Below are 23,767 nucleotides of genomic sequence, written 5' to 3'. Positions count from 1 at the left end.
GATGAGAGCCATCAGCTCTTGGCGAAATGGATGCTGACCGTTCCCGAGCTGCCGAAGTCGGCGACGATCGTATCGCCGGGCCGCGCCTCGACCGGGCGCACGAACGATCCGGACAGCACCACCTCGCCGGCCGCGATGGACATGCCGTAGCGGGCGAGCCTGTCCGCCAGCCAGGCAATGCCCATCGCCGGATGGTTGAGCACGCCGGCGCCAAGCCCGGTCTCCTCGACCTCCGCATTGCGCGAGACGATGGCGCCGATCCAGCGCATATCGGCTTCATCGGGTCGTTGCGGCCGGCCGCCGATGACAATGCCGGCATTGGCGGCGTTGTCGGAAATCGTATCGAAGAAAGTGCGCGCCTTCTTTGTCTCGGCATTGACGCGTTCGATGCGCGTGTCGAGGATTTCGAGCGCCGGCGTGATATAATCGGTGGCGTTGAGCACGTCGAAGATGGTCACGCCTGGACCCTTCAGCGGCGCCTTCATGATGAAGGCTATCTCGGCCTCGACGCGCGGCTGGATGAAGCGGCCGACGGGTATCGTCGCGCCGTCGTTGAAGAACATGTCGTCGAACAGCACGCCCGAATCCGGCGTGTCGATGGCGAGCGCATATTGCATCGCCTTCGATGTCAGGCCGATCTTCCAGCCCTTCGGGGTCAGCCCGGCATCGGTCTTGCGTTTCACCAGCGCTGCCTGGACGCGATAGGCATCCTCCATCGTCGCGTCGGGAAAATCGAGGCTGAGCAGACGGATCTGGCGGCGCGAACGCTCGGCTTCGAACAGCCTTGCCGCGGCATCTTCAACTTGCTCGGGGGTCACGATGCTGCCTCGTCGACGACGCCGTTGCGGAGCACGCCGATGCCGTCGGCTTCGACTTCGATCACGTCGCCCGGCTTCAGCCAGATCGGCGGGTCGAAGCGAGCGCCGGCGCCGGTCGGCGTACCGGTGACGATGATATCGCCTGGCACCAGCGTGGTGAAGGTGGATACATAGGCGATGATCTTGCGGAACGAGAAGATCATCCGGCTGGTGTGGTCCTGCTGGCGCAATTCGCCATTGACGCGGGTGGTGAGCGCAATGTCGGCGATCTGCGCCTCGTCGGTGAACGGCACCAGCCACGGGCCGAGCGAGCCGGTGCGATCGAAATTCTTGCCCTGCGTGACGTTGAACTTGGCGTGCCGTACCCAATCGCGAATGGTGCCTTCGTTGCACAGGGATAGTGCCGCGATATGGTCAAGGGCATCCCTCTCGGCGATGCGTCGTCCACCCTTGCCGATGACGATGACGATCTCGCCCTCATAGTCCAGCTGCGGCGATTCCGGCGGCCGCACCAGCGGCGCGTTGTGGCCGACGAAGGAGCGGGGGAAGCGGATGAACAGCGACGGGTTCGAAGGCGCGGCCTGGCCGTCCTTGTACTCTTCGTTGCGGTCCGGGTAGTTGACGCCGACGCAGATGATCTTTTCCGGCGACGGCACAGGGATTTCATAAGCGATGGCGCCGACTGGAAAATCGACGGCGTAGGCTTCGGCCTCTTCCGCCAGCCGCCGTAGCACGCCAGCCTCGATCACTTCGCGCAGCGTCGGCCACTGGCTGTGCCGCGTCGACAGGTCGACGACGCCCTTATCTGTGACCACGCCATAGCGCGTCTTGCCGCCGACGGTGAAGGTGGCGAGCCGCCCATGTGCAGTCATCCCGGTCTCCGTCAGGTTCGCGTCTGTGGTCACGGTGCGATGATCGGCGACGCCGTCAAATCCGGTTGGCGTGCGGCCGCGCCGGCAAAGGTGCTGCCCTCCTCGAACCAGCTTTTCGGCGCCGGCGCGCCCCATAGCGTCTGGCGCTGCGGGTCCTTGAGGTCCCATTTGATCGGCTCCAGATCCGGATCGACCGTCTGGTAGTCCGAGCAATAGATCTCGATGCGGTGATTGTCCGGGTCGCGGACATAAAGGAAGAAGGCGTTGGAAATGCCATGCCGGCCTGGGCCGCGCTCGATGTTTGCGAGGTAACCGGTCGTCGCCATCAGATCGAGCAGGTCGATGATGTTGAGCGGTGTCGGCACCCAGAAGGCGACGTGATGCAGGCGCGGACCCACACCGTTGGTGAAGGCGATGTCGTGGACACCGCCCTTGCGGTGCGTCCAGGCCGCCCACAGCTTTCCGCTACTGGCATCCTCGGTGTATTCGGTGACGCGGAAGCCAAGCTCGTTGTAGAAGGCGACGGACTCGTCGACATTGGGCGAGAAGCAGTTGAAGTGGTCGATGCGCAGCGGCTTCACGCCCTTGTAGAGCGCATATTTCTGATGAATCGGCGGCAGCCTTTCCATTTGGGCAAAGAACTCGAGCGGAATGCCGTGCGGGTCGCGGGTGCGGAAGGTGCGCGACTGGTACGGTCGCTCGACCCACTCGACCGGCAGGCCTTTTGCCTTGAAGAAATGCTCGGCCTTGTCGAGATCCTCATCCGAAAAAACCTTGAAGCCGAGATCGCGGGCTTCGGCGCTGCCGGCCTTCAGCACGATGCAGTGGTGTCCGCGCTCTTCCAACGCCCTTAGATAGATGGCTTCCGATGTCTCGTCGGTAACCTGCAGGCCAAGCGTGTCGACATAGAAGGCGCGGGATTTCGCAAGGTCGGTGACCGCCAGTTCGACATGGCTGAGGCGCACGATGTTGAAGGCGGGATAGAGGTTTGGTTTGGGCAGTGGCATGCGATGTCCTCCGGTCAGCCGCCGAGTTTCTGGATCGTGTGCGCTGAAGTGGCGAAGGCGATGTTCTTCGTCTCCATGTAGAAATCGAAGGAATGGTCGCCACCGTCGCGGCCGATGCCGGAATTCTTGACGCCGCCGAACGGCGTCGGCAAATGCCGCACATTCTCCGAATTGACCCAGATCATGCCGGCGTCCAGCGCATCGGTGAAGCGGAAGGCGCGGGTAACATCCGACGTCCAGAGATAGCCGGTCAGGCCGTATTGGGTGTCGTTGGCCAGCGCCAGCGCTTCGGCCTCGTCCTTGAAGGAAATGGCAGTCAGCACCGGCCCGAAAATCTCTTCCTGGGCAATGCGCATCCTGTTGGTGGCGCCGGTAAACAGCGTCGGGCTGACATAGCAGCCACCGCCCGGACCGGCGAACTTGCCGCCGCCGGCGGCTACCACCGCGCCTTCCGATTTGCCGATCTCGATATAGGACAGCACCTTTTCCTCGTGCACCGGATGGATCAGCGGACCGACCACCGTTTTGGGATCGAGCGGATGGCCAACCTTGATGCGCTTTGCCTTCTCCGCGACCAGATCCGTGAATGTGTCGTAGACCGAGGCTTCGACCAGCAGCCGCGACGATGAGGTGCAGCGTTCGCCGTTAAGCGAGTAGATCATGAACACGGCCGCATCCGCCGCACGTTCGAGATCGGCGTCGGCGAAGACGATCACCGGGTTCTTCCCGCCCAGTTCGAAGTGCACGCGCTTCAGCGTATCGGCGCCCTGTTTCATGATCATCGAGCCGGTGCGGCTCTCACCGACAAAACCGATCGCCTTGATGTCAGGGTGCTCGGTCAGCGCCTTGCCGGCGTGCTCGCCGAGGCCGTTGACCAGGTTCCACACGCCTTTCGGCAGGCCGGCCTCCTCGGCGATCTCGACCAGCAGGCGAGCGGTCAGCGGCGAAAATTCGGCCGGCTTGTGGACGACGGTGCAGCCTGCCGCCAGCGCCGGCGCGATCTTCCATGTCGACAGCATGAACGGCGTGTTCCACGGCGTGATGATGCCGACCGGGCCGATCGGCACGCGCGTGGTGATGTTGACCTGGCCTGTCGTGCGCAGCGTCTCGCCGTCGCGCGCTTCCGGCGCGCGGTCGGCGAAGAAGCGGAAATTCTCGGCGCCGCGCAGCGCGGCCTTGGCCATGAATTTCAGCGCCTGGCCGGTGTCCATGCACTCGACGAAGGCGATCTCCTCGGCGCGCGCTTCGATCGCATCGGCTATCTTGTGCAGCAGCTTCTTGCGCCCGTCGCCCGGCATGGCGGCCCAGGCCGGGAACGCCGCCTTTGCCGCCTTGGCGGCGCGGTCGATATCGGCGGCACTGCCACGCGCGACCTTGGCCAGCGGCTTGAGATCGACCGGCGACATGCTCTCGAAGGTCGAGCCATCCACCGCCGGCACCGCTTCGCCGCCGATCTGGTTCAGCACGCCGTCGCGCTTGAAACGGGCCAGATAGGCCTCGGCCTTTTTCAGATTGCCTTCGAGGTCGGACATATCAGCTTCCGTCACTTGCCGCGCAGTCGCGGGTGGATTGCATTTTTCTTCCAGCTCAGGACCGGATCGATTTCCCTGATCTCCAGGGAAAGAGCGAAATGCGGGGTCTCGAACAGGGGGGCGAGGTATTCGCTCACCGCGGCGAAGACCGCCTCCCCGGTTCGTTTCTTGTCCTCGGCACTGCGGCCGATTCCAATGCGAAACGACATGTCGAGAAAGGCGTTTTCCGGCAAGCTGTCGGCGATGGCATAGGCCTCCGCGCGGAGGGCCCGCACCCGTACCGCACCGGTTTCGAACAGCCCGGTGCCGAGCACGGTGCGCAACACCAGCGCGCACAATTCGCTCATGTCGACCTTGGCATCGAGGTTGGCCGAATACTCGATGGAAAAGTGAGGCACCGCGTCTCGCCTCCCGGATTGTTCCACTGTTGTAGTTAACGCGTTAATTACATGCAGCATCGCTGAAGTCAAGCCTTGCATCCAAGTTGAGGCGACGATACGGGATGGAAAGGTCAGGTTTTGGCGTGCGGTCACGCCGACCGCCCGCATCATTGGGGACGCTGCTTCTTGCTGCCTGAAAACACCCGTCGTTCTCTGCCGATGGCGCTGCTCCATGCCCGCGAAGTGGTGATGGCGCGGTTTCGCCCTATGCTGGCGGCGCATGACGTGACCGAACAGCAATGGCGTGTGCTGCGCGTTCTGAGCGAGGCCGGCCCTGTCGAGGCGACGGAACTTGCCGATCGCGCTTCGGTGCTGCCGCCCAGCCTGACACGCATCATCAAGACGCTCGAGGGCCGAAAATTCATCACCCGCAACAAGGCGGAAGGCGATGGCCGCCGTGTCGTGCTGACGATCGCCCCGGCGGGCTCCGCCCTTATCGATGCCTTGTCGCCGGAACGCCTCGTCATCTACCGCGACATCGAACAGCGCTTCGGACATGAGAGGCTCGAGCAATTGCTCGATCTGCTGGAGAGCCTGATCGCCGGCGAGAACTGACTGCTTCCGCTCAGCCGCCAAAACTGCCAAGCCGCGTCGGCTGCGTGTAATTGCGGTCGACATAAAGCAGCGCCGAGCCGCCGCTGCCGTGCCTGACGTCGATAACGCGGCCGATCATGACATTATGCGTGCCGACTATGTGCACATCCTCGATCTCGCAATCGAAATTGACGATCGCATCGGACAGCGCCGGCGTGCCTGAGGCCAGCGTTTGCCAGCGCGCCGCCGAATAGCGTGCCTCCATGTCCCTGGTCGCGCCGGCGAACTTGCCGGCCAGGTGCATATGGTCATGCGTCAGCACGTTGACGCAGAAGCGCCGGTTGGCGAGGAACATGGCGGCCTGCGTCGAGCGGCCGTTCATGCACACCAGCAGTGTCGGAGGTTCGTCCGACACACTGCACATGGCGGTGGCGGTGAAGCCGCCGCGCCCGGCCGGACCATCTGTCGTGACGATGTTGACCGGCGCGCAGACCCTTGCCATGGCGTCGCGGAAATCGGCCTTCGAAATCTGCGTGGCCATCTGACATCACCCGGCCGTAGAAGCGAGCGGATTGAGCCAGGTATCTCCCGTCCAGCCGTTCTCGTCATAGTCGGCCATGCAGGTATCGACCAGTTCTTCCATGGCTTTCAGCCGGCCGCCGCGTTCGGCGCCCTTCAGCACCTGCAGCCGCACCTCTTCCGGCGCACCGGCATAGTTGAGTTCGTAGAGCGCGTGGCGGCCGCCGAACTCGGTGCCGGTCGCGTCCCACAACAGTTTCATGATCTTGATGCGCTCGACATGGCCCATGTCGTTGGAACCGCGCACATATTGCGCGAGGTATTTGTCGATCTCGGGATTGTTGAAGTCGCGCACTGATGACGGCAGGTAGATCAACCCAGAAGCGATCACCCGGCGCACCGTGTCGATGACGCGCGGATAGGCTTCCGACATGAAAGTCCGGTAGGCAAGGGCTGCTTCCAGGTTGGGCAGGACAGCGCCATTCGCCCAGGGGATCGGATTGTAGGCCATGGCGTTGGAGAAACTCCAGAACATGTGCCTGAGCGCGATCACCTCGCCCAGCGCCGCCTGGTTGCCGCGGAAGGCATCGCCGCCGGTGGCGCGCAGCGCCTTTGCCAGCAGGCCGGCGAGGAAGTCGAGCTTGACGGCAAAGCGTGTGCAGCCCTGGAAGCAATAGCCATGCATGAAGCCCGAAGCCGGATGGAAGGACAGGATTTTCTGCGCCTCGCGCAGCACCAGCACGTCCTCCCAGGGGATGAAGACATTGTCGAGCACCAGGATGGCATCGTTCTCGTCGAAGCGCGACGACAACGGATAGTCGAACGGAGCCGCCGCCGTGTTGGCCGTCTGCTCATAGGAGACGCGGCAGAACATCTTTACCCCCGGCGCATTCATCGGCACGATGAACATGACCGACAGCGACGGATCTTCGGTGACCGTCGCCGAACTCTGCGCCAGGAAATTGTAGTGGGTCAGCGCCGAGGACGTCGCCACCACCTTGGCGCCGGAGACATAGATGCCGGCGTCGGTCTCCTTGGTGATGTGGACGAAGACATCCTTCACCTGTTCGGCCGGCTTGTGGCGGTCGATCGGCGGGTTGACGATGGCGTGGTTCATGAACAGCACGGCTTCCTGCGCACGCTTGTGCCAGGCGAGCGCATTGTCCTTGAACGGGCCGTACCAGTCGGCATTGGCGCCGAGCGTGTTCATCAGTGCCGCCTTGTAATCGGGCGTGCGGCCCATCCAGCCATAGGAGATGCGTGACCACTCGGCGATCGCGGTCTGCTGGGCCGCGAGTTCGCCGGAGGATTTGGCGACGCGGAAATATTTGTGGGTGTAGCCGCCCGAACCAGTATCGGTCGGCGAGGTCAGCGTGCCCTGCCGCTTGGGATCGTGCAGCGCATCATAGAGGCGCGCCAGCGACCGCGCCGAATTGCGCATCGCCGGATGGGTGGTGACATCGGCAATGCGCTCGCCGTTGATGTAGACCTCGCGGCCGTCGCGCAAGCTCTCCAGATACTCGGCCCCGGTGAACGGGCGCCCATTGTCGGCACGAAAGTCTTCCGATCGCATGATGTTCCTCCACTTATGGCATCAACTCTAGCTCTCCTGGCAAGGATCGGTTAGGACGTAACGGCAAAACCGATTGGACTTTTTCCGGCGCCATGAGCCTCAATTCCATTCCTGATTTCTTTGTCTATGGCGAGCCGGTGCGGCCGCTCGATGTCGGCTTCCTGCATGTCGAGACGGTGCTTGCGCGTAGCAACACTCATCTCGGCCAGGTTGCCGCGCACAAGCATCCGCAAATGGGCCAGATCACCTACTGGACAAGCGGCTCCGGCACCTATCGCATCGAGGATCAATCCTGGGACTTTTCGGCGCCGGCCGTCAGCTTCGTTCCGAGCACCATCGTGCACGGCTTCTCGATCGGGCCCGGCACCGACGCCATCGTCGTCTCGGTCGCGGATGATGCGCTTGGGGCAATAGCCGCTCACGGCCTGCTGCCATTGGAACGGCCGGTCTTTGCCGATGGCCATCCTCAGCATGTCGCGTGGAAAAGGCTGGCGGCGGTGCTGGAGATGATCGCCGCCGAATATGCCGAGGCGCAGGCCGGCAGTGACAAGACCCTGCCGGCGCTGATCGCCGTCGCGCTCTCGCACATCGCGCGCCTTGGTCCCGAGGTGAAGGATGCCACCGGTTCTTCCGATGCTGCATTGGCGCGCGGCTTGCGCCGTCTGGTCGATGCGCATTTCCGCGACAACTGGCCCGTCGACCGCTACGTCGAGGCGCTGGCCACGACACCGCATCTTCTCGACAAGGCCGCCCATACGGTGCTTGGCAGCGGCGTCAAGCGACTCATCGGCGAGCGACGGTTGCTGGAGGCCAAGCGCTTGCTGCTGTTCACCGTGCGCACCGTCGAGGACATCGCCTACGAAATCGGCTTCGAAGATCCGGCCTATTTCTCACGCTTCTTCCGGGAGCGGGTTGGCCAGGCGCCCGCCGCCTGGCGCCGCGCGCAGCTGGGGCAGAGTTGAAGCTTCAGCGCCGGCCAGGATCAGGCGTTTGAGCCGACACGCCGGCCAGGCACGGCGCCGCCGAGTTGATCCACCTGTTGATAGGTGTGCCGCGCAGCATAACCCGCGCACGGCGAGGCGCATCGATTGATGTCGCCGCGAAACTTGCTGGTGTTTTTTGTCACTTCCAAACGGTTCGTTATTTGAACCACCATTTTATGTGCTATGAGCGGACTGCAAGGTGGATTGGCTTCCGTCCCATGCGAAGTATCTTGAGGATGCACGATGAGCACAGTCGGCAAAGCGATATCGCTGCTGGAGCAGTTCACGCTCGGCGAACCGGAGATCGGCCTGTCCGAGCTCGCCCGCAAAACCGGCCTCGACAAGGCGACGGCGCGGCGCCTGCTGATGGCGCTGGCCGACCACCGCTTGATCGAACAGGAGCCGGCAAGCCGCCGCTACCGGCTCGGCGCCGGCCTGTCGCGGCTGGCCCGCTTTCGCGACGCGCATTTTCCCTTCGTGCGCGTGGCAGCACCTGTGGTTCGCGAGCTGGCGCTGGAAACAGGCGAAACGGTGCATCTGTCGGAATTCAGCGCCGGCGCACTGCTGACCGTCCACGTCGAACTCTCGGCAAAGGCCAACCGGGTCAATGTCGATGTCGGCCAGGTGCTGCCCTTGCACGGCACCGCCTCCGGCATCGCCTTTCTCGCCGCTTCGCCTCAGGAAGCGGCCGAGGCCTATGTCGACAAGCCGTTGCCGACCTTCACGCCACACACGGTGACGCAGCCCGACAGGCTGATGAAGGCGATCCGGCTTGCCGCCAAGCGCGGCTATTCCTCGAGCTCCCAAGGCTATGAAGAAGGCGTCCACAGCATAGCCGCGGCAATCCTCGGCTCCGATGGCCGTCCTTTAGGCACTCTGGCGGTGGCCTCGCCTGTGTCACGCGCCGATGACAGCATGGCGGCCAGCCAGGGCGAAGCGGTGATCAAGGCGGCGCGGCTGATTTCAGCGCGCCTGGCCGGCGAAGCCTGACATCTCTACCGTCGCAGGGGGAGATGATTTTCGGGTTAAGTTCCCAGCGGCGCACCGGCCTTGCCGCGAGACCGGAACGCTTCGTCTGGGACAGGCGGCTGGAGCGCAGTAAGGAAGAATTGTTGTCGCCCGCCCGAGTGTCGCCCACGATCTCGGAAATCGCCTTTGCTTGCGGGTTCAATTCGAGTGCGCATTTTTCGCGCGTTCGAGAGCCGGTACGATGTGGCCCGCGGGAGTTGCGCCAGAGGCTGAGGGCGGGTGCATTAAGGGGTGTGCCGTTGCCGGATCTCGGAGAGCGCCCTAGCTCGCCGAAAGCCGGCATCCGGCAGCAAGTTCTACATATTGGCAGCGGTTGGCCGCACGATCACTTCGTTGACGTCCACGCCATCGGGTTGATCAAGCGCAAAACGGATCGCCCGTGCAATGGCGTCCGGTGTGAGCGACTTCTGCCGCCATTCTTTCAGAGCCGTGGCGACCTGAGGATCGCTGATATCGTCGCCCAGTTCGGTTGCGGTCACTCCGGGGGAGATGATCGTGGCGCGGATGTCGTCATGCTCCTGCCGCAGCCCCTCGGTGATTGCCCAGACGGCATATTTCGTGCCGCAATAGACCGCCGCGGTGGGCAGCACGATATGCGCACCGACCGAGGCGACATTGACGATATGCCCATTCTTCTGGGCGACGAAGCGCGGCAGCACCGCGGCGATCCCGTTCAGCACGCCGCCGATGTTGACATTGATCATGCGAGACCACTCATCGCGCTTCAGCGCGGCAAGCGGCGACAGCGGCATGACGCCGGCATTGTTGACCAGCACATCGATCTGCCCGAATTCGGCATGAGCGGCATCGGCAAAGGCGTCGAAATTCGCCGCGTCAGTCACGTCGAGTTCGCGCCACGCGACGCCTTTGCCAATTTCTGCGGCCAGCGCCTTGAGCCGCTCGGTGCGGCGGGCCCCGATGAACAGTCTGGCGCCGGCACCGGCAAGTTCCCGAACCGTCGCTTCGCCGATGCCGCTGGAGGCGCCGGTGATGAGTACAACCTTGTCTTTAAGTCCCGTCATGATCGTTCCTTTTTCGCTGCGGTGACGGGGAGATAGATGGCGGCGAACCGGCAAAGGGCGGTAGCGTGATCGTCCAAAGAGTTTGCACGATCCTCCAAATGAACTCGAAATGCCTTGCAACATTTCGCGCCATGAAGATTATGCGGCATGGGGAAAATCAATGAACTCGCCGAGCTGATCACCCGCTTTGCGCCGAAATCTGGCATGGCCGGCACTGCGGTGCCGCGGCTGTCGCTCATTCGCGCCAACCAGCCCAGTGCACCCGTGCCTGCGGTCTACGAGGCGTCGCTTTGCATAATCGCCCAAGGATCGAAGCGCGTCTCGCTGGCCGACCAGAGCGTGGTCTATGACGCATCGAGCTACCTGCTCGTCTCGGTCGACCTGCCGCTGGTCGGGCATGTGTTGGAGGCGAGCCCGGCGGCGCCCTACCTCTGTTGCAAGATAGATTTTGATTCCACCGCGCTGGCCGAACTGCTTGTGAAAGAAGGACGTGCATCCCCCAGCAGGGATCTGCCGGTGTTAGCTGCCTATCCAAGTGACCCCGACCTGATTGATGCCGCCTGTCGGCTTGTCAGGCTGCTCGATCGCCCCGAGAGCATCACCGTGCTGGCGCCGCTGATCGAACGCGAAATCCTTTACCGGCTCCTCGCCGGACCGCACGGTGACACGCTTCGCCAGATGGCGTCGGTGGACAGCCACCTGAACCAGGTCAGCCGCGCCATCGCCACGATCCGCAATCATTTCCAGGCACAACTGCGCATCGAAGAGATTGCGGCGGCATCAGGCATGAGCGCGTCGTCCCTTCATGCCCATTTCAAGGCGATTACGCGCATGACCCCGCTCGAATACCAGAAGCAGCTGCGCCTGCAGGAGGCGCGAAGGATTATGCTTGCCGGCGGCGTAAACGCAGGCACGGCCGGGTTCGCGGTGGGCTATGACAGCCCTTCGCAGTTCAGCCGAGAATATCGTCGCCTGTTCGGTGCGCCGCCCCGGAAAGATATTCACCGCCTTCAGGCGACACCCAGTTCGGCTGCGGCTTATTGAGTTTTCCGAGCGGCATGCGCCAGCGATGGCTGGTCAGGAGCCAGCCGCCTCCAGGTGGCGAAGCATCCGATCATGCTCGGTAGAACTCCCGGTACCATTCGACAAAGCGCGGAACCCCTATTTCGATCGGGATTTTGGGCTTGAAGCCGGTCGCCTCCTCGAGCGAGCTGACATTGGCGAAAGTTGCCGGAACGTCGCCTGGCTGAAGTGGCCTGAGGTTGCGGTTTGCCTTGCGTCCCAGCGCGTCTTCGAGCACCTCGATCAATCGGTTCAGTTGAACGGGCGAATTGCCGCCGATGTTGTGAATCCTGAACGGGGCGTTGCTGGTCGCTGGGTCTGGCGCGACACTTTTCCACTCAGGATTGGGTGTCGCGGGTTGCTGCATGACGCGGATAATACCTTCGACAATGTCGTCGATATAGGTGAAATCCCGCTGCATGTTGCCATAGTTGAAGACCTCGATCGGCTCGCCGGCGAGGATAGCCTTGGCGAAGATGAACAGCGCCATGTCCGGCCGCCCCCACGGACCATAGACGGTGAAAAAACGCAGCCCGGTGGTCGGCAGTCCAAACAGATGGCTGTATGTGTGCGCCATCAGCTCGTTCGCCTTCTTGCTTGCGGCGTAAAGGCTGAGCGGATGGTCCGCCGGATCGTGCACGGAAAACGGCATGCGGGTGCTGCCGCCATAAATCGAACTCGACGATGCATAGACCAGATGGCCGACGGAGGCCTGCCGGCATCCTTCCAGGATGTTGACAAAGCCGCTGAGGTTGCTTTCCACATAGGCGTGCGGATTGCTGATGGAATAGCGTACGCCGGCTTGCGCCGCGAGATTGACGACAACCTCCGGCGCGGCCGAAAGGAAGAGCTCCGAAATACGGTCCCGCTCCGTGAGATCGGCATGCTCGAAACAAAAATTCGAAAACGCTTTCAGCCGCTCGAGACGAGCCTGCTTCAGGCTGACGTCATAATACTCGTTCATGGAGTCGAGGCCGATAACCTGGCGTCCTTCGGCAAGCAGCCTCAGGCAAAGATGAAACCCTATGAACCCGGCTGCGCCGGTGATCAGTATCGGCCTGCTTGATGTCACTGCATATCCTAGCGTTAATTTCAGGCGAGCTTTACAAGCTCCAGTATTTTATGTTGTCGGGAACTTCATTGGGCTTGATGGCCGACTTGACATCGAACAGTGTCCCCCCCGGCCTGATCATTTGAAAAAGACGCGCTCTTTCGTTGGTGAGATATTGCCTGTGAGGCACCGCCAGAACAAGCGCCTGCAAATCGTTTATCTCATCGAGCGGCAGGATTGTTTCGCCGTGATCACGCCGAGCGGTTTCGACATCGGCAAGGGGATCATGGACTTTAGGGATAATTCCGAACTGCCTTAGTTCCTTGACCATGTCGAAAACGCGGCTGTTGCGCAAATCCGGCACGTCCTCCTTGAATGTCAGCCCGAGAATGCCGACAGAAGCCCCTTTGACGGGCGTGTCAGAACCAATCAGCCGTTTGACAACCTGCTGGGCGACGAAGGCCCCCATGCCGTCATTGATGCGACGTCCGGCGAGGATGATCTGCGGATGGTAACCTTCGGCCTCGGCCTTGGCGGTCAAATAATATGGATCGACGCTGATGCAGTGGCCGCCGACGAACCCCGGTTTGAAGGGAAGGAAGTTCCATTTCGTCGACGCAGCATCAAGAACATCCTGCGTCCGGATATCGAGCCGCTCGAAGATCATTGCCAGTTCGTTCATCAGCGCGATGTTCAGATCGCGCTGGGTGTTCTCGATAACCTTCGCTGCCTCGGCCACCTTGATCGACGGGGCGCGGTAGACGCCGGCATCGATGATACGGCCATAAACGTTCGCGACGCGCTCCAGCGTCTCGTTATTCTCGCCGGAGACGACTTTGACGATCTTTTGCAGCGAGTGTTCTCGATCGCCGGGGTTGGCGCGTTCGGGCGAATAGCCGAGGGCAAAGTCGCGGGGATGTCGCAGGCCGGAAACCTGCTCGATGATCGGCCCACAGAAATCTTCGGTCACACCTGGATAGACTGTCGACTCAAAAACGACGACGGCGCCTTTGCTCACCGCCTCGCCGACGAGTTCGGACGCCAGTTTCAAAGAAGCTAGATCGGGAGCGCGATTTGCGTCGATAGGGGTTGGCACGGCAACGATGAAGAAAGTAGCGCCTTTCAACATCTCCCGGTCGGTGGTCAGCCCTATCGAGGTCTCCTTGAGCGCCGTTGCGTCAACCTCCCCCGTACGATCGACGCCGCCACGCAATTCCCCGATCCGACGCTCGCTGATGTCAAAAGCTATGGTGCCGGGGAAAACCTTCCCAAAGGCAATGGCTACCGGCAGGCCGACATAACCCAGGCCGATAACTGCAATGCGTTCGGACATCCGTGGGGTTCCTCGAGCCACCTGTTGAGCCGACGTGCTTGTATGGCAGGCTGTTGGCCAATTCAACGATGCTCTATCGCGAAGAGGAATGTCTCACGAAAAATGGTCGTTGCCATTTTCATGTTGCCATCCGCCGATGCCATCGATGTTGTGGATAAAATCCAGCAGGACCGGGTTTCGAGCCACTCTCTGCTGCGGATTGGGGTGAACCGTCAGGTTCTGCCGGCCATCTACGCAGCGGCGGCCCTGACGACAGGGCTGATATTCTCTGCTGCCAATCCATAGGCCACTATCGGCCTCAATCGTGCCTTCTGATCAAACCAAATGCCGGGATCGGAATTCGCATCGGCACCGAGCGGATCTGCGAAATTTCAGTTTGGTCCTTGTGCATTGGCTGCGGACACGTCGTATCCTGCGTGTGGCGACCGATATCTGGTCGATCAGCATTTGCCTGGGAGCAGAAATTGGCCAGACTCTATGACAGCCGCAGACGCATTCTCGTTACCGGGGGCGCAGGGTTTATCGGCTCGCATCTTATTGACCGCCTGTTGGAACGAGGCGACGAAATCTTGTGTGTCGACAACCTTTTCACCGGATCAAAGCGCAATATCGACCATTTGGCCAAGCATCCCCGCTTCGAATTCATGCGCCATGACGTGACCTTTCCGCTCTACGTCGAAGTCGATGAGATTTACAACCTGGCGTGTCCGGCCTCGCCTGTTCACTACCAGTACGACCCGGTTCAGACGATCAAGACCGCCGTGCACGGCGCCATCAATGTTCTTGGATTGGCAAAGCGGCTGAAATGCAAAGTCTTTCAGGCCTCCACCAGTGAGGTCTATGGTGACGCGTCTGTGCATCCGCAGCCCGAGAGTTACTGGGGCAATGTAAACCCGATCGGGCCGCGCTCATGCTACGATGAAGGCAAACGCTGCGCCGAAACGCTGTTCTTCGACTATCACCGACAACATGGCTTGTGGGTCAAGGTCGCGCGGATTTTCAATACGTTCGGGCCGCGCATGCACCCGGCAGACGGCAGGGTTGTCTCAAATTTCATCGTGCAGGCGCTTCGTGGTGAACCGATAACCATTTTCGGCGACGGCTCACAGACAAGGTCGTTTTGCTACGTCGACGACCTGGTGAGCGGCATGCTGCGCCTCATGGATACGGGGCCGGAGGTGACCGGTCCAGTAAACATCGGCAATCCAAGGGAAGTAACGATCAGGCGCTTGGCCGAACTGACGACGCAGATGACCGGATCAGGTTCGGATATAATTTACCGCGATCTTCCGCAAGACGATCCGCGGCACCGCCAGCCCGATATCACCCTTGCCAAAAGGCTTGTCGGCTGGGAGCCGACGGTGACTTTAGAAGCCGGGCTGCAACAGACGATCGACTATTTCAAAGCCCTGCTGCCGAAGGTTTCCACAAACTCGCCTTGACCCGGCACCGCAGTGCAACCGTCAAGTCTGACCGATCACCGTCGTGGTAGCGACGCCTTTTGCAGTCGACTCCGGTAGGCTTGAAGTTTTTCGAATTCTAATTATTTTAAGCTTGAAATTATTTTGAAGATCCATGGCGCTTCATCCGTCCGAGCCGGGACACCGGCATTTGGCGGAGAGCAGAAGGAGGAGGAAGATTTGCCGTTGTTCCGGAATAAAACTCCATGAACACAGCACGATTTTCCGAGAGTGTCACAGGCAAGATCGTCGATGGCGTTCTCATCGTCACGATCGAAAATCCGCCGGTCAACGCGCTGTCCCTCCATGTCAGGGCCGGACTGATGGCTGCGCTTGGGCGTGCGGCGTCGGATGAAGTGTCTGCCGTGGTGCTGACCGCCATTGGGCGCACCTTCATCGGTGGCGCCGATATCAAGGAATTCGGCAAGCCCGCTATCGGGCCCACACTGCCTGACGTGATCGAAGCGATGGAGAGCTTCGCCAAACCGATCGTCGCGGCAGTAGGCGGCGCGGCGCTCGGCGGCGGCTGCGAGATTGCGCTGGCCTGCCACTACCGGGTGGCCAGCAAGGCGGCCAGCTTCGGCCTGCCCGAGGTCAAGCTCGGGTTAGTGCCCGGGGCCGGCGGAACCCAACGCCTGCCCCGCCTCATCGGCACGGTCGCCGCAATTGACCTGATCGGCACGGGTCGGCCCGCAAATGCCGACGAAGCTCTCGCTCTCGGTCTGATCGATACCATTGCGGACGATCTTCCCGAAGGCGCGCTCGATGTCGCCCGCCGTCTCGTTGGCCAACCGCTGCGGCGCACGGGTGCGCTTTCCGTCCCGCGCTCGCAACCTGAGGCCGACGCGGCAGCCGCAAGAAAGGTGCTTTCCCGCAGCCGTGGACAGATCGCGCCTGCAGAGGCCGTGAGACTGGTCCGGGCCGCGTCCACGGCCAGACTTGAGGACGGTCTTGTGCACGAACGCGCGACCTTCCTGCGCCTCCGGGATTCTCGCGAGGCGGCAGCGTTGCGCCACGTCTTCTTTGCCGAGAGGCAAGCCAGCAAAGTCGACAGGCTGGAGGGTATCACGCCTCGCAAGGTCGAGACCGTCGGTATCGTCGGAACCGGCCTGATGGGTGCAGGCATCGCGGTCTCGGCCTTGAATGCCGGCTATCGCGTAATCGGCATCGAGCAGAACGACGACGCCGCGGCAAAAGGATACGAGCGGATCGCCGGCCTTCTCGACAAGTCGGTCCAATCCGGCCGACTCACCGATCATGCCCGCAGGGAGGCGCTGAGCCGGTTTGAAGCGGCCAGTGACGCCGGCAGGCTGGTGCAGGCCGATCTGGTCATCGAGGCAGTGTTCGACGATCTCGCGGTAAAAACCGAACTCTTCCGGAAGCTTGATCGTATCGTCCGCCCCGACGCCATACTGGCGACCAACACCAGCTACCTCAACCCCGACGAGATCGCCTCGGCAACCGCCCGGCCCGAACGGATCGCCGGCCTGCATTTTTTCTCCCCGGCCAACGTCATGCGGCTCACCGAAGTGGTGGATTGCGCGGCGACGGCGCCCGATGTGCTCGCCTCGGCTATCGCGTTCGTCAGGAAACTCGGCAAGCTGCCTGTCGTGTGCGGCGTTACCGAGGGTTTCATCGGCAACCGCCTCTATTCGGCCTACCGCCGCGAGGCGGAGTTCATGGTGGAGGATGGCGCAGCACCGGAAGAGGTGGATGCCGCGCTGGAGGCCTGGGGCTTCCCGATGGGGATCTTCGCGGTCAACGACATGGCTGGGCTGGAGATAGCCTGGGCGCGGCGCAAGCGACAGGCGGCGATGCGCGATCCGCAAGCACGTTATGTCGAGATCGCCGACCGGCTGTGCGAGGCCGGCCGCTTCGGCCGCAAGACCGGGCGCGGCTGGTACGATTATTCCGACGGCGAGCGCAGGAGCGACCCGCAAGTGGCGGCGCTGATCGAGGCCGTTCGGGCGGCCAAGGACATCGTGCCGCGCCGCTTTTCGCCCGATGAGATCGTCACGCGCTTGCTGGCGGCAATGGCCGACGAGGGCAAGGCATTACTCGCCGAAGGCATCGCGGCGCGTGCCTCCGACATCGATCTGGTGATGATCAACGGCTATGGCTTCCCGACCCACAAGGGCGGGCCGATGTTCCGCGCCGGAGAGGTTTAAGGACCAGCTACGACAGCCTTGCGATGACGGCGCGCAGTGCCTCGCCGAAACGCCTGACCTCGTCGACCGTGTTGTAATGGACCAGCGAGGCGCGGATGGCGCCGCTGTCCATCGACAGGTTGAGACGCTTCATCAGCCGGGGCGCATACATATGGCCGTCGCGGATGCCGATCTGCATGTCAGCCATTTCCTCGACGATCCGCTGCGGCGACAGCTTGCCGATGTTGAAGCAGAATGTCGGCACGCGTTCGTTGATGCGGGCTTCCTCGGCGACGCCGTAGATCGTGGCATTGCATCCCTTGAGCACGGCGAGCATCTCACGCGCCAGGAGCACTTCGTAATCGCGGATGGCGCCCATGCCGGCAACGATGTTGTCGCGCCGCGAGCGGTTGTTGGAGGGCGCCAGATTGCGGCCGATCAGTTCCAGGTACTGCACTGCGGCATCCATGCCCGAGACGTTCTCGTAGATGAAGGTGCCTGCCTCGACCTTGTAAGGCGGCTCGTCGGGGATGAAATCCTCGCGGAAGGTCGGCAGCCGCTTCAGCGTTTCGAAGCGGCCCCACAGAAAGCCCATATGCGGCGAGAAATTCTTGTAGCCGGAGCAGACGAGATAATCACAGTCCCAGGCCTGCACGTCGATCAGCCCGTGCGGTCCGTAATGCACGCAGTCAAGGAACACTTCGGCGCCGGCCGCATGCGCGATCGCGGCCACCGAAGCGACTTCGACGATCGAGCCGATCGAATGCGCGGTCACCGTGCAGGCGACGAGACGGGTGCGATCGGAAACCAGCGGCTTGAGGTCGTCGACATGCAGGTTGCCGTCCTCGCGCATGCGCCACCATTTGAACTTGGCTCCGGCGGGCTCCAGCGCCAGCCACGTGGCGATGTTGGCGTCGTGGTCCATATCGGTGATGACGATCTCGTCGCGCTCTGTGTCCTTGGCCAGCATCTGGCCGATGCCGAGGCTGACCAGGCGAATGAACGAGGTGGCGTTCATGCCGAAGCAGATTTCCGACGGACTGTAGGCGTTGATCAGCAAGGCCACGCTCGTCCGAGCATCCGCAACCGATTGGTCGACCGTGACCGAGCGCCCATAGCGACCACCACGCTGCACATTGTGCGAGACCAGGTGATTGGTCACCGCGTCGAGCACGCTCTGCGGGATCTGCGCGCCGGCGGCGTTGTCCATGAAGATGAAATCACCGGCGCGCTGCAAGGCCGGAAACATGGCGCGGATGGTGTCGACCGGAAAGCCGCCGGCGGCTTGGGAATTGCTCAACTGTATCTCCTGCGAATGGCTTGGGAAGCGGGACGGTTGATGAGGTCAGCGCGTCTTCTCGGTCTTGAAGCGGTCTTCGAGCAGGCTGACGAGGCGGACCATCGGCCAGAGGAAGATGAGATAGACCAAAGCGGCGCCGATCAGCGGCGAGGGATTGGCATAGAGCGACTGCGCGTTGGTCGCTTCCTTCAACAGTTCAGGCAGCGCAACGGTGGAAGCGAGCGACGTGTCCTTGAACATCGAGACGCAATTGCTGGTCATCGGCGGGATGACGACGCGGATCGCCTGCGGCAGCACCACCTTGCGCAAGGTCAAAAGGAAAGGCAGGCCGAGCGCCTGTGCTGCCTCGAATTGGCCTTTCGGAATGCTCTCAATGCCGGAGCGGAACACTTCTGCTGAATAGGCCGACATGATGATGGCGAACGCCGTCACGGCGGAGGCCCAGGACGACAGACGGATGCCGAGGAAGGGCAGCGCATAATAGATCAGGATCAGCACCACCAGCACCGGCAGGGCGCGGAAGATGTCGGTGTAGCCGACCGCCAGCCAGCGCAGCGGCTTCGGCGCATAGAGCCGCAACAGGCTGATCCCCAGGCCGATGGGAATGCCGATGCCGATACTCAAAATGCCGAGCAGCAGCGTGTTCAGGAAGCCACGCAACAGCGCCGGCAGGCTGGACATTATCACGTCAGGATTGAAGAAGGTGTCGATCAGCGACATGGGAGCGTTCCCGAACCCCAGAGCAAAGGATGCTCAAGTTAAAACCAATCGACCTTGCCTCCGATGAGGCTATCCGTGTGGCAGCAGGCGCCGGAGCGTGAAATGAATCGTGCCGGCCTGGGAGCCGGCACGATTTAAGTGCATTGCCGGTCAGGCCTTGGGCAGCGGCATTTCCTTGACCGTCGAGGAATCGGCTGGCGCGTCGCTGCCGAACCACTTCTTGTGGATCGCGGCCAGCGTTCCGTCCTTCTTCATCGCGGTCAGCGCGTCGTTCAGCTTGCCGAGCAGCGGATGGTCCTTGCTCATCATCAGGCCGTACTGTTCGCCGGTCTTGATGCGCTGCTTGACCTTCAGGTCCTTCATCTTGGTGAAGGAGTATTCCATGCCCGGAATATCGCTGACGGCGGCGTCCACGCGGCCCGCGCTGAGGTCGAGCAGAAGATTCTGCTGCGTGTCATAGCCCTTCACGTCGCTGTAGCCGTCAGCCTCCTGATGCGCCTTGACCCAGGTCTCGCCGGTCGAGCCTGAAAGCACGCCGACGATCTTGCCCTTGAGGTCGGCCTCGGTGTTAACAGCGCTATCGCTCTTCGTCGCAATGCCCATGTCGGAGTCATAATAGGGCTGGGTGAAGGACAGCGTTTTCAGTCGCTCCGGCGTGATGGTGATGGAGGAGATCGCGACATCGATGCGGTTGGAACTGACAGCCGCGAACAGCGCCTGGAAGCCGAGGTCGGCAATGTCGGTGGTCATGCCGGCACGCTTGGCCGCTTCGTTGACGATGTCGACTTCAAAGCCCTCGAACGTGCCGCTCTCGTTCTTGTATTCGAAGGGCGGATTGGTCGGGTAGGCGCCGACATTGAGCACATCGGCGGCAAAGGCGGTGGCCGGGCCGGCAGCGATGCCGATCGTGGCGGCGAGAAGAAGCAGGTTGCGACGAGTGAAGCTCATTTTGTGTTCCCTCTGGTTGTGATCGGGCGGGTTTGCTCCCGCACGGTTTGTTGCCGTCCCACCTCCCAGCGGGGCGTCAATTTATGGCGGCGACCATGCGCTCGAGCGCGGTCGCTATCTGGTCGCGTTCACGGCACACGCACATCCGCAGGAAGGCCGCTGCCGAATTTCCAAAGAGGTGGCCGGGAGCCAGCCCGACGCGCGCCGTCTCCAGTATCCTGGCGCAGGCCTGCCGGGCGTCGCTTTCGCCGTCCATGGCAAAGAAGGCATACATGCCTCCGCGCGGTTTCGTCGGCAGGATGATGCCGGGAATCTGGGCCAGCCTGTCATAGGCAAGGTCGAGGCCGGTTTTGATCCGCTGCCTGATCTCCTCGACCAGCGGCTCGCCTTGGCGGATGGCGGCGACAGCGCCTGCCTGGATAGGCGCGGCGGTGCCGCTGTTGATGTACTGCGTCATGGCGCCAAGCTGGTCGGCCACCCCCGACGGATGCGTCAGCCAGCCGATGCGCCAGCCGGTCATCGCCCACGCCTTCGAAAAACTGTTGACCGACAGCACCCGGTCGCCATCCTCGGCGATCTGCAGGATGGAAGGAGCAACATTGCCGTCGAAATAGAGCCGGCCATAGACCTCGTCGGAGATGATCCAGATGCCGGTGCGCCGGCTGAAGTCGAGCAGCGCCTGCATCTCCTCGCGCGACGCGGTCCAGCCGGTCGGGTTGGACGGCGTCGACAGGAAGATCGCGCGTGTGCGCGCATCGCAAGTGGCGAACAGCCGGTCGAGATCGAGATGCCAGTCGCCCTTGAAGTCGAGCGAAAACGGCCTTGGCTCGCCGCCGATCAGATGGATGGCGTTGTGGATGTTGGGCCATTGCGGCGCGACATAGACGACGTTGCTGCCGGTATCGACCAGCAGTTCCAGCGCCAGGTACAGCGCCTGCATGCCGCCGGGCGTGACCGTGGTGCGCGCAATCGGGATCGTCCGGCCGTGAATGCGCGTTTGGTATTCCGACAGCGCCTCGTTCAGTAGGGGGTGCCCACGCATGTTAGGGAAGTAGAACGTCTGGCCTTCATCGAAGGCGGCCTTCGCCGCGTCGCGGATGAAAGCGGGCGTCACCATGTCGCCTTCGCCGTACCAGAGCGCGATCACGTCGCCCAGTTCTCGGGCGCGCACGGCAAGGTTGGCAATGTTTTCGGTGTGCAGGTCACGGATCTGGGCACGTACGCCGTCGAAAGCATAACGCGCGCTGGACGATGACTGGGGCAGTATGAACGACAAGGACTGAAACCCCTCCCACCCGGAGCACCGCGACGGACTGCCCGGCAAGCCCCACCGGCACGACAGTCGCCATCGAGTTTGGATGCTATCCAATGTGCTGCGCTTTTCAAGGAAAAAGTTTTAAGCTTAAAAAGTTTTTGCCCGATCCCGCCCGTCTACCGCAGCTCGGCGCGCGCAGCGGTGCAGTTGGCCGCAGCGCCGGCGCCAAGAAACATCGTATCGCTGGCCAGCACGAAGAAGCTCGCGCCGATAGCGGCCCACTGGCTGATCGTCTGTGGGCTGGCGCAAAATATACCCGATGTCCTGCCATGCGCGACGGTCGCGCGGATGATCCTTGTGATCGCCTCATTGAGCTTGTCCACGCCTTTCGGCCCGATCGCATCGATCGACACGGAGAGATCGCCGGGGCCGACGAAGACCACATCGATGCCGTCTATGGCCGCGATCGCCTCGATGTTGGCCAGCCCCTCCGATGTCTCGACCTGGACCGCGACGACCACCCTATCATTGGCCGCGGCCAGATATTCGGGAATGCGATAGCCATAGCCGGCCGCGCGGCCAGGCCCGACGCCGCGCTCGCCCAGCGGCGGATAGCGCGAGGCTTTCACCGCCGCCTCGGCCTGAGCAGCGGTCGAGACGCGCGGCACGAGCACGCCTTGTGCGCCGCTGTCGAGCGCCGCCTGGATAGCTTCCGGCGCATGACCGGGAACACGCACCATGGCCGGCACGCGATGCACGTCGGCCGCGCGCACCATGGTTTCGATCGTGTCGCGCGCGATCTGGGCATGTTCCCAGTCGATGCAGACGAAGTCGAGGCCGGTGAGCGCCATCACTTCGACGGCGACGGGATGGGGCATAGCGGCGAAGGAGCCGACGAGATTGGTCTTGCCGATGCACTTCTGACGGAACGCGCTCATATCCATCCCCTTTTCCCCTCCGAATTCATATCCGCAATCGGCGGCGAGGCGAAGCTATTTCAGGCTTGAAATATTTTTGCGCGGGCCTAGCGTGTCGGTCTCCCGCCACGAGTTCCCATGATGATCAAAACGCATCCCCTGCACGGCTCGAACAAACTGAAGCTCGGCGTCTTTTCGACCAATGCCGATGGCGGTCTGGCCATCACCGATGTGCCGGAACGCTGGACGGCAAGCTGGCAGGACAATCTGACGGCGGCGCAGATCGCCGACCGCGCCGGGCTGGAATTTATGCTGCCGATCGCGCGCTGGCGTGGCTTTGGCGGCCGCAACAAGGTGCGCGAATGGTCGTTCGAGACCTTCACCTGGGCAGCAGCCCTGGCGGTGGCCACCGAGCAGATCGGCCTGTTCATGACCGTGCATGTGCCGCTGGTGCATCCGCTCTATGCCGCCAAGGCGCTGGCAACTGTCGACCATATCAGCCAGGGCCGCGCCGGCCTGAACATCGTCTGCGGCTGGAACCCGAAGGAATTCGGCATGTTCGGCACGCCTTTGGTCGAGAAGGGCTACGACCAGGCCGCCGAATGGATCGAAATCCTGGAAAAGCTCTACGCCTCGGACCAGCCTCTGGACTATGAAGGCACCTACTATCGCCTCAAGGAGGCGGTGAGCCGGCCGGCGAGCCTGCAGGTTCCACGCCCGGTGACCATGAACGCTGCTTTCGGTGGCCCGGGCCGGGATTTCGCCGCCGCCCGATGCGATTATCTGTTCACGACCTTTTCGGAAATGAGCGATGCCGGCAAGCATGTCGCCGACATCAGCGAGCGGGCCGACAAGGTTGGCCGCAACGTCGGCGTCTACACGGTGGCGCATGTCGTCTGCCGTCCAACCATGGAAGAGGCGCAGGCCTACTACACGCGCTATGCCGTCGATCTGGTCGACCACGATGCGGTCGATGCTCATATGGCAGGCAAGAAGGAGTTCTCGCAGTCGCATGACCCGCATGCCTATGACCGCTACCGGCAGCGTTTCGCCGGCGGCGCCGGCACCTACCCGCTGGTTGGAACGCCGGAGACGATTGCCGCCGAGATGGCGGCAATAGCCGGGCATGGCTACCAGGGCATCGCGCTGTCGTTCGTCAACTACACCCAGGAACTGCCCTATTTCTGCGACCACGTATTTCCGCTGCTGAAGCGGGCGGGGCTGCGCTGCTGATCAATCCGGGAA

23 protein-coding genes are annotated in these 23,767 nt (G+C 62.3%); 8 read left to right on the top strand and 15 right to left on the bottom strand.

From position 1 onward, the window contains the following. Window positions 1–11: 11 nt before the first annotated feature. The 5 genes from hpaH to ACYG9Z_RS19765 are packed head-to-tail and all read right to left on the bottom strand — an operon-like array spanning window position 12 to window position 4,627. On the bottom strand, window positions 12–821 hold the full coding sequence (gene hpaH, locus ACYG9Z_RS19785) for a 2-oxo-hept-4-ene-1,7-dioate hydratase (protein WP_031244086.1): 810 nt from the start codon (window positions 819–821) through the stop codon (window positions 12–14). Then, window positions 815–1,690, bottom strand: a complete 876-nt coding sequence (locus tag ACYG9Z_RS19780) for a fumarylacetoacetate hydrolase family protein (RefSeq protein WP_023751793.1) — start codon at window positions 1,688–1,690, stop codon at window positions 815–817. Before ACYG9Z_RS19780 ends, hpaH begins: the two co-directional genes overlap by 7 nt. A 29-nt stretch (window positions 1,691–1,719) precedes the next feature. Beyond that, complete coding sequence (gene hpaD, locus ACYG9Z_RS19775) at window positions 1,720–2,697, bottom strand: 3,4-dihydroxyphenylacetate 2,3-dioxygenase (protein WP_023751792.1); 978 nt, start codon at window positions 2,695–2,697, stop codon at window positions 1,720–1,722. Window positions 2,698–2,711: 14 nt separating this feature from the next. Next, complete coding sequence (gene hpaE, locus ACYG9Z_RS19770; protein WP_023692269.1) at window positions 2,712–4,229, bottom strand: 5-carboxymethyl-2-hydroxymuconate semialdehyde dehydrogenase; 1,518 nt, start codon at window positions 4,227–4,229, stop codon at window positions 2,712–2,714. A gap of 11 nt (window positions 4,230–4,240) precedes the next feature. Next, window positions 4,241–4,627: a 5-carboxymethyl-2-hydroxymuconate Delta-isomerase gene (locus ACYG9Z_RS19765; protein ID WP_023751791.1), complete on the bottom strand. Its 387-nt coding sequence runs from the start codon at window positions 4,625–4,627 to the stop codon at window positions 4,241–4,243. Between the two features lie 201 nt (window positions 4,628–4,828). Between ACYG9Z_RS19765 and hpaR the strand changes: the two genes are divergently transcribed. After that, window positions 4,829–5,224: a homoprotocatechuate degradation operon regulator HpaR gene (hpaR, locus tag ACYG9Z_RS19760; protein ID WP_023695202.1), complete on the top strand. Its 396-nt coding sequence runs from the start codon at window positions 4,829–4,831 to the stop codon at window positions 5,222–5,224. A gap of 10 nt (window positions 5,225–5,234) precedes the next feature. On the opposite strand, the gene ACYG9Z_RS19755 is transcribed toward hpaR, so the two are convergent. Both ACYG9Z_RS19755 and ACYG9Z_RS19750 read right to left on the bottom strand, forming a co-directional pair. After that, the gene (locus ACYG9Z_RS19755; protein WP_023692271.1) at window positions 5,235–5,744 is read right to left on the bottom strand and encodes a flavin reductase; all 510 of its coding nucleotides are present in this window, start codon (window positions 5,742–5,744) and stop codon (window positions 5,235–5,237) included. Between the two features lie 6 nt (window positions 5,745–5,750). After that, window positions 5,751–7,295 carry a 4-hydroxyphenylacetate 3-hydroxylase N-terminal domain-containing protein gene (locus ACYG9Z_RS19750; RefSeq protein ID WP_023751790.1) on the bottom strand — a complete coding sequence of 515 codons (1,545 nt, stop codon included), beginning with the start codon at window positions 7,293–7,295 and terminating at the stop codon, window positions 5,751–5,753. 92 nt (window positions 7,296–7,387) lie between these two features. Here ACYG9Z_RS19750 and ACYG9Z_RS19745 point away from each other — a divergent pair, with 92 nt between their 5' ends. Beyond that, the gene (locus tag ACYG9Z_RS19745; protein WP_023751789.1) at window positions 7,388–8,257 is read left to right on the top strand and encodes a helix-turn-helix domain-containing protein; all 870 of its coding nucleotides are present in this window, start codon (window positions 7,388–7,390) and stop codon (window positions 8,255–8,257) included. A 264-nt stretch (window positions 8,258–8,521) separates the two neighbouring features. Next, on the top strand, window positions 8,522–9,268 hold the full coding sequence (locus tag ACYG9Z_RS19740) for an IclR family transcriptional regulator (protein ID WP_023748001.1): 747 nt from the start codon (window positions 8,522–8,524) through the stop codon (window positions 9,266–9,268). Window positions 9,269–9,603: 335 nt separating this feature from the next. Here the strand turns inward: ACYG9Z_RS19740 and ACYG9Z_RS19735 are convergent, their stop codons facing one another. Further along, complete coding sequence (locus ACYG9Z_RS19735) at window positions 9,604–10,329, bottom strand: SDR family oxidoreductase (RefSeq protein WP_023682721.1); 726 nt, start codon at window positions 10,327–10,329, stop codon at window positions 9,604–9,606. Between the two features lie 147 nt (window positions 10,330–10,476). On the opposite strand from ACYG9Z_RS19735, the gene ACYG9Z_RS19730 reads away from it, so the two are divergent. Further along, the gene (locus ACYG9Z_RS19730; RefSeq protein ID WP_023751788.1) at window positions 10,477–11,373 is read left to right on the top strand and encodes an AraC family transcriptional regulator; all 897 of its coding nucleotides are present in this window, start codon (window positions 10,477–10,479) and stop codon (window positions 11,371–11,373) included. A gap of 70 nt (window positions 11,374–11,443) precedes the next feature. Here ACYG9Z_RS19730 and ACYG9Z_RS19725 read toward each other — a convergent pair whose 3' ends face one another. Continuing rightward, window positions 11,444–12,463: an NAD-dependent epimerase gene (locus tag ACYG9Z_RS19725; RefSeq protein WP_023695199.1), complete on the bottom strand. Its 1,020-nt coding sequence runs from the start codon at window positions 12,461–12,463 to the stop codon at window positions 11,444–11,446. 31 nt (window positions 12,464–12,494) lie between these two features. Beyond that, window positions 12,495–13,775 (bottom strand): nucleotide sugar dehydrogenase, encoded by a 1,281-nt coding sequence (locus ACYG9Z_RS19720; RefSeq protein WP_023682723.1) that lies wholly within the window; start codon window positions 13,773–13,775, stop codon window positions 12,495–12,497. A 102-nt stretch (window positions 13,776–13,877) separates the two neighbouring features. Here ACYG9Z_RS19720 and ACYG9Z_RS19715 point away from each other — a divergent pair, with 102 nt between their 5' ends. From ACYG9Z_RS19715 to ACYG9Z_RS19705, 3 genes are all read left to right on the top strand, one after another. Beyond that, entirely contained in the window at window positions 13,878–14,060 is a 183-nt protein-coding gene (locus ACYG9Z_RS19715; protein ID WP_023667816.1) for a hypothetical protein, read from the top strand. 179 nt (window positions 14,061–14,239) lie between these two features. Continuing rightward, window positions 14,240–15,217, top strand: a complete 978-nt coding sequence (locus ACYG9Z_RS19710) for a UDP-glucuronic acid decarboxylase family protein (protein ID WP_023667815.1) — start codon at window positions 14,240–14,242, stop codon at window positions 15,215–15,217. Window positions 15,218–15,441: 224 nt separating this feature from the next. After that, complete coding sequence (locus ACYG9Z_RS19705; protein ID WP_023740560.1) at window positions 15,442–17,403, top strand: 3-hydroxyacyl-CoA dehydrogenase NAD-binding domain-containing protein; 1,962 nt, start codon at window positions 15,442–15,444, stop codon at window positions 17,401–17,403. Window positions 17,404–17,410: 7 nt separating this feature from the next. On the opposite strand, the gene ACYG9Z_RS19700 is transcribed toward ACYG9Z_RS19705, so the two are convergent. The 5 genes from ACYG9Z_RS19700 to ACYG9Z_RS19680 form a co-directional block, all read right to left on the bottom strand. After that, window positions 17,411–18,682, bottom strand: coding sequence for a cysteine desulfurase-like protein (locus ACYG9Z_RS19700; RefSeq protein ID WP_023740559.1), 1,272 nt, complete (start codon window positions 18,680–18,682; stop codon window positions 17,411–17,413). Between the two features lie 45 nt (window positions 18,683–18,727). Beyond that, window positions 18,728–19,402, bottom strand: coding sequence for an amino acid ABC transporter permease (locus ACYG9Z_RS19695; RefSeq protein WP_023667812.1), 675 nt, complete (start codon window positions 19,400–19,402; stop codon window positions 18,728–18,730). Window positions 19,403–19,552: 150 nt separating this feature from the next. Beyond that, a complete protein-coding gene (locus ACYG9Z_RS19690) occupies window positions 19,553–20,350 on the bottom strand; it encodes an ABC transporter substrate-binding protein (RefSeq protein ID WP_023751787.1) in 798 nt (265 codons plus the stop codon). A gap of 76 nt (window positions 20,351–20,426) precedes the next feature. Continuing rightward, window positions 20,427–21,626, bottom strand: a complete 1,200-nt coding sequence (locus ACYG9Z_RS19685) for a pyridoxal phosphate-dependent aminotransferase (RefSeq protein ID WP_023751786.1) — start codon at window positions 21,624–21,626, stop codon at window positions 20,427–20,429. A 155-nt stretch (window positions 21,627–21,781) separates the two neighbouring features. Continuing rightward, on the bottom strand, window positions 21,782–22,543 hold the full coding sequence (locus tag ACYG9Z_RS19680) for an HpcH/HpaI aldolase family protein (RefSeq protein WP_023751785.1): 762 nt from the start codon (window positions 22,541–22,543) through the stop codon (window positions 21,782–21,784). Between the two features lie 120 nt (window positions 22,544–22,663). On the opposite strand from ACYG9Z_RS19680, the gene ACYG9Z_RS19675 reads away from it, so the two are divergent. Continuing rightward, the gene (locus ACYG9Z_RS19675; protein WP_286460991.1) at window positions 22,664–23,755 is read left to right on the top strand and encodes an LLM class flavin-dependent oxidoreductase; all 1,092 of its coding nucleotides are present in this window, start codon (window positions 22,664–22,666) and stop codon (window positions 23,753–23,755) included. The last annotated feature ends 12 nt before the right edge of the window (window positions 23,756–23,767 follow it).

Source organism: Mesorhizobium sp. RSR380A (assembly GCF_054719385.1).
This window is presented reverse-complemented; position numbering and strand designations above follow the sequence as displayed.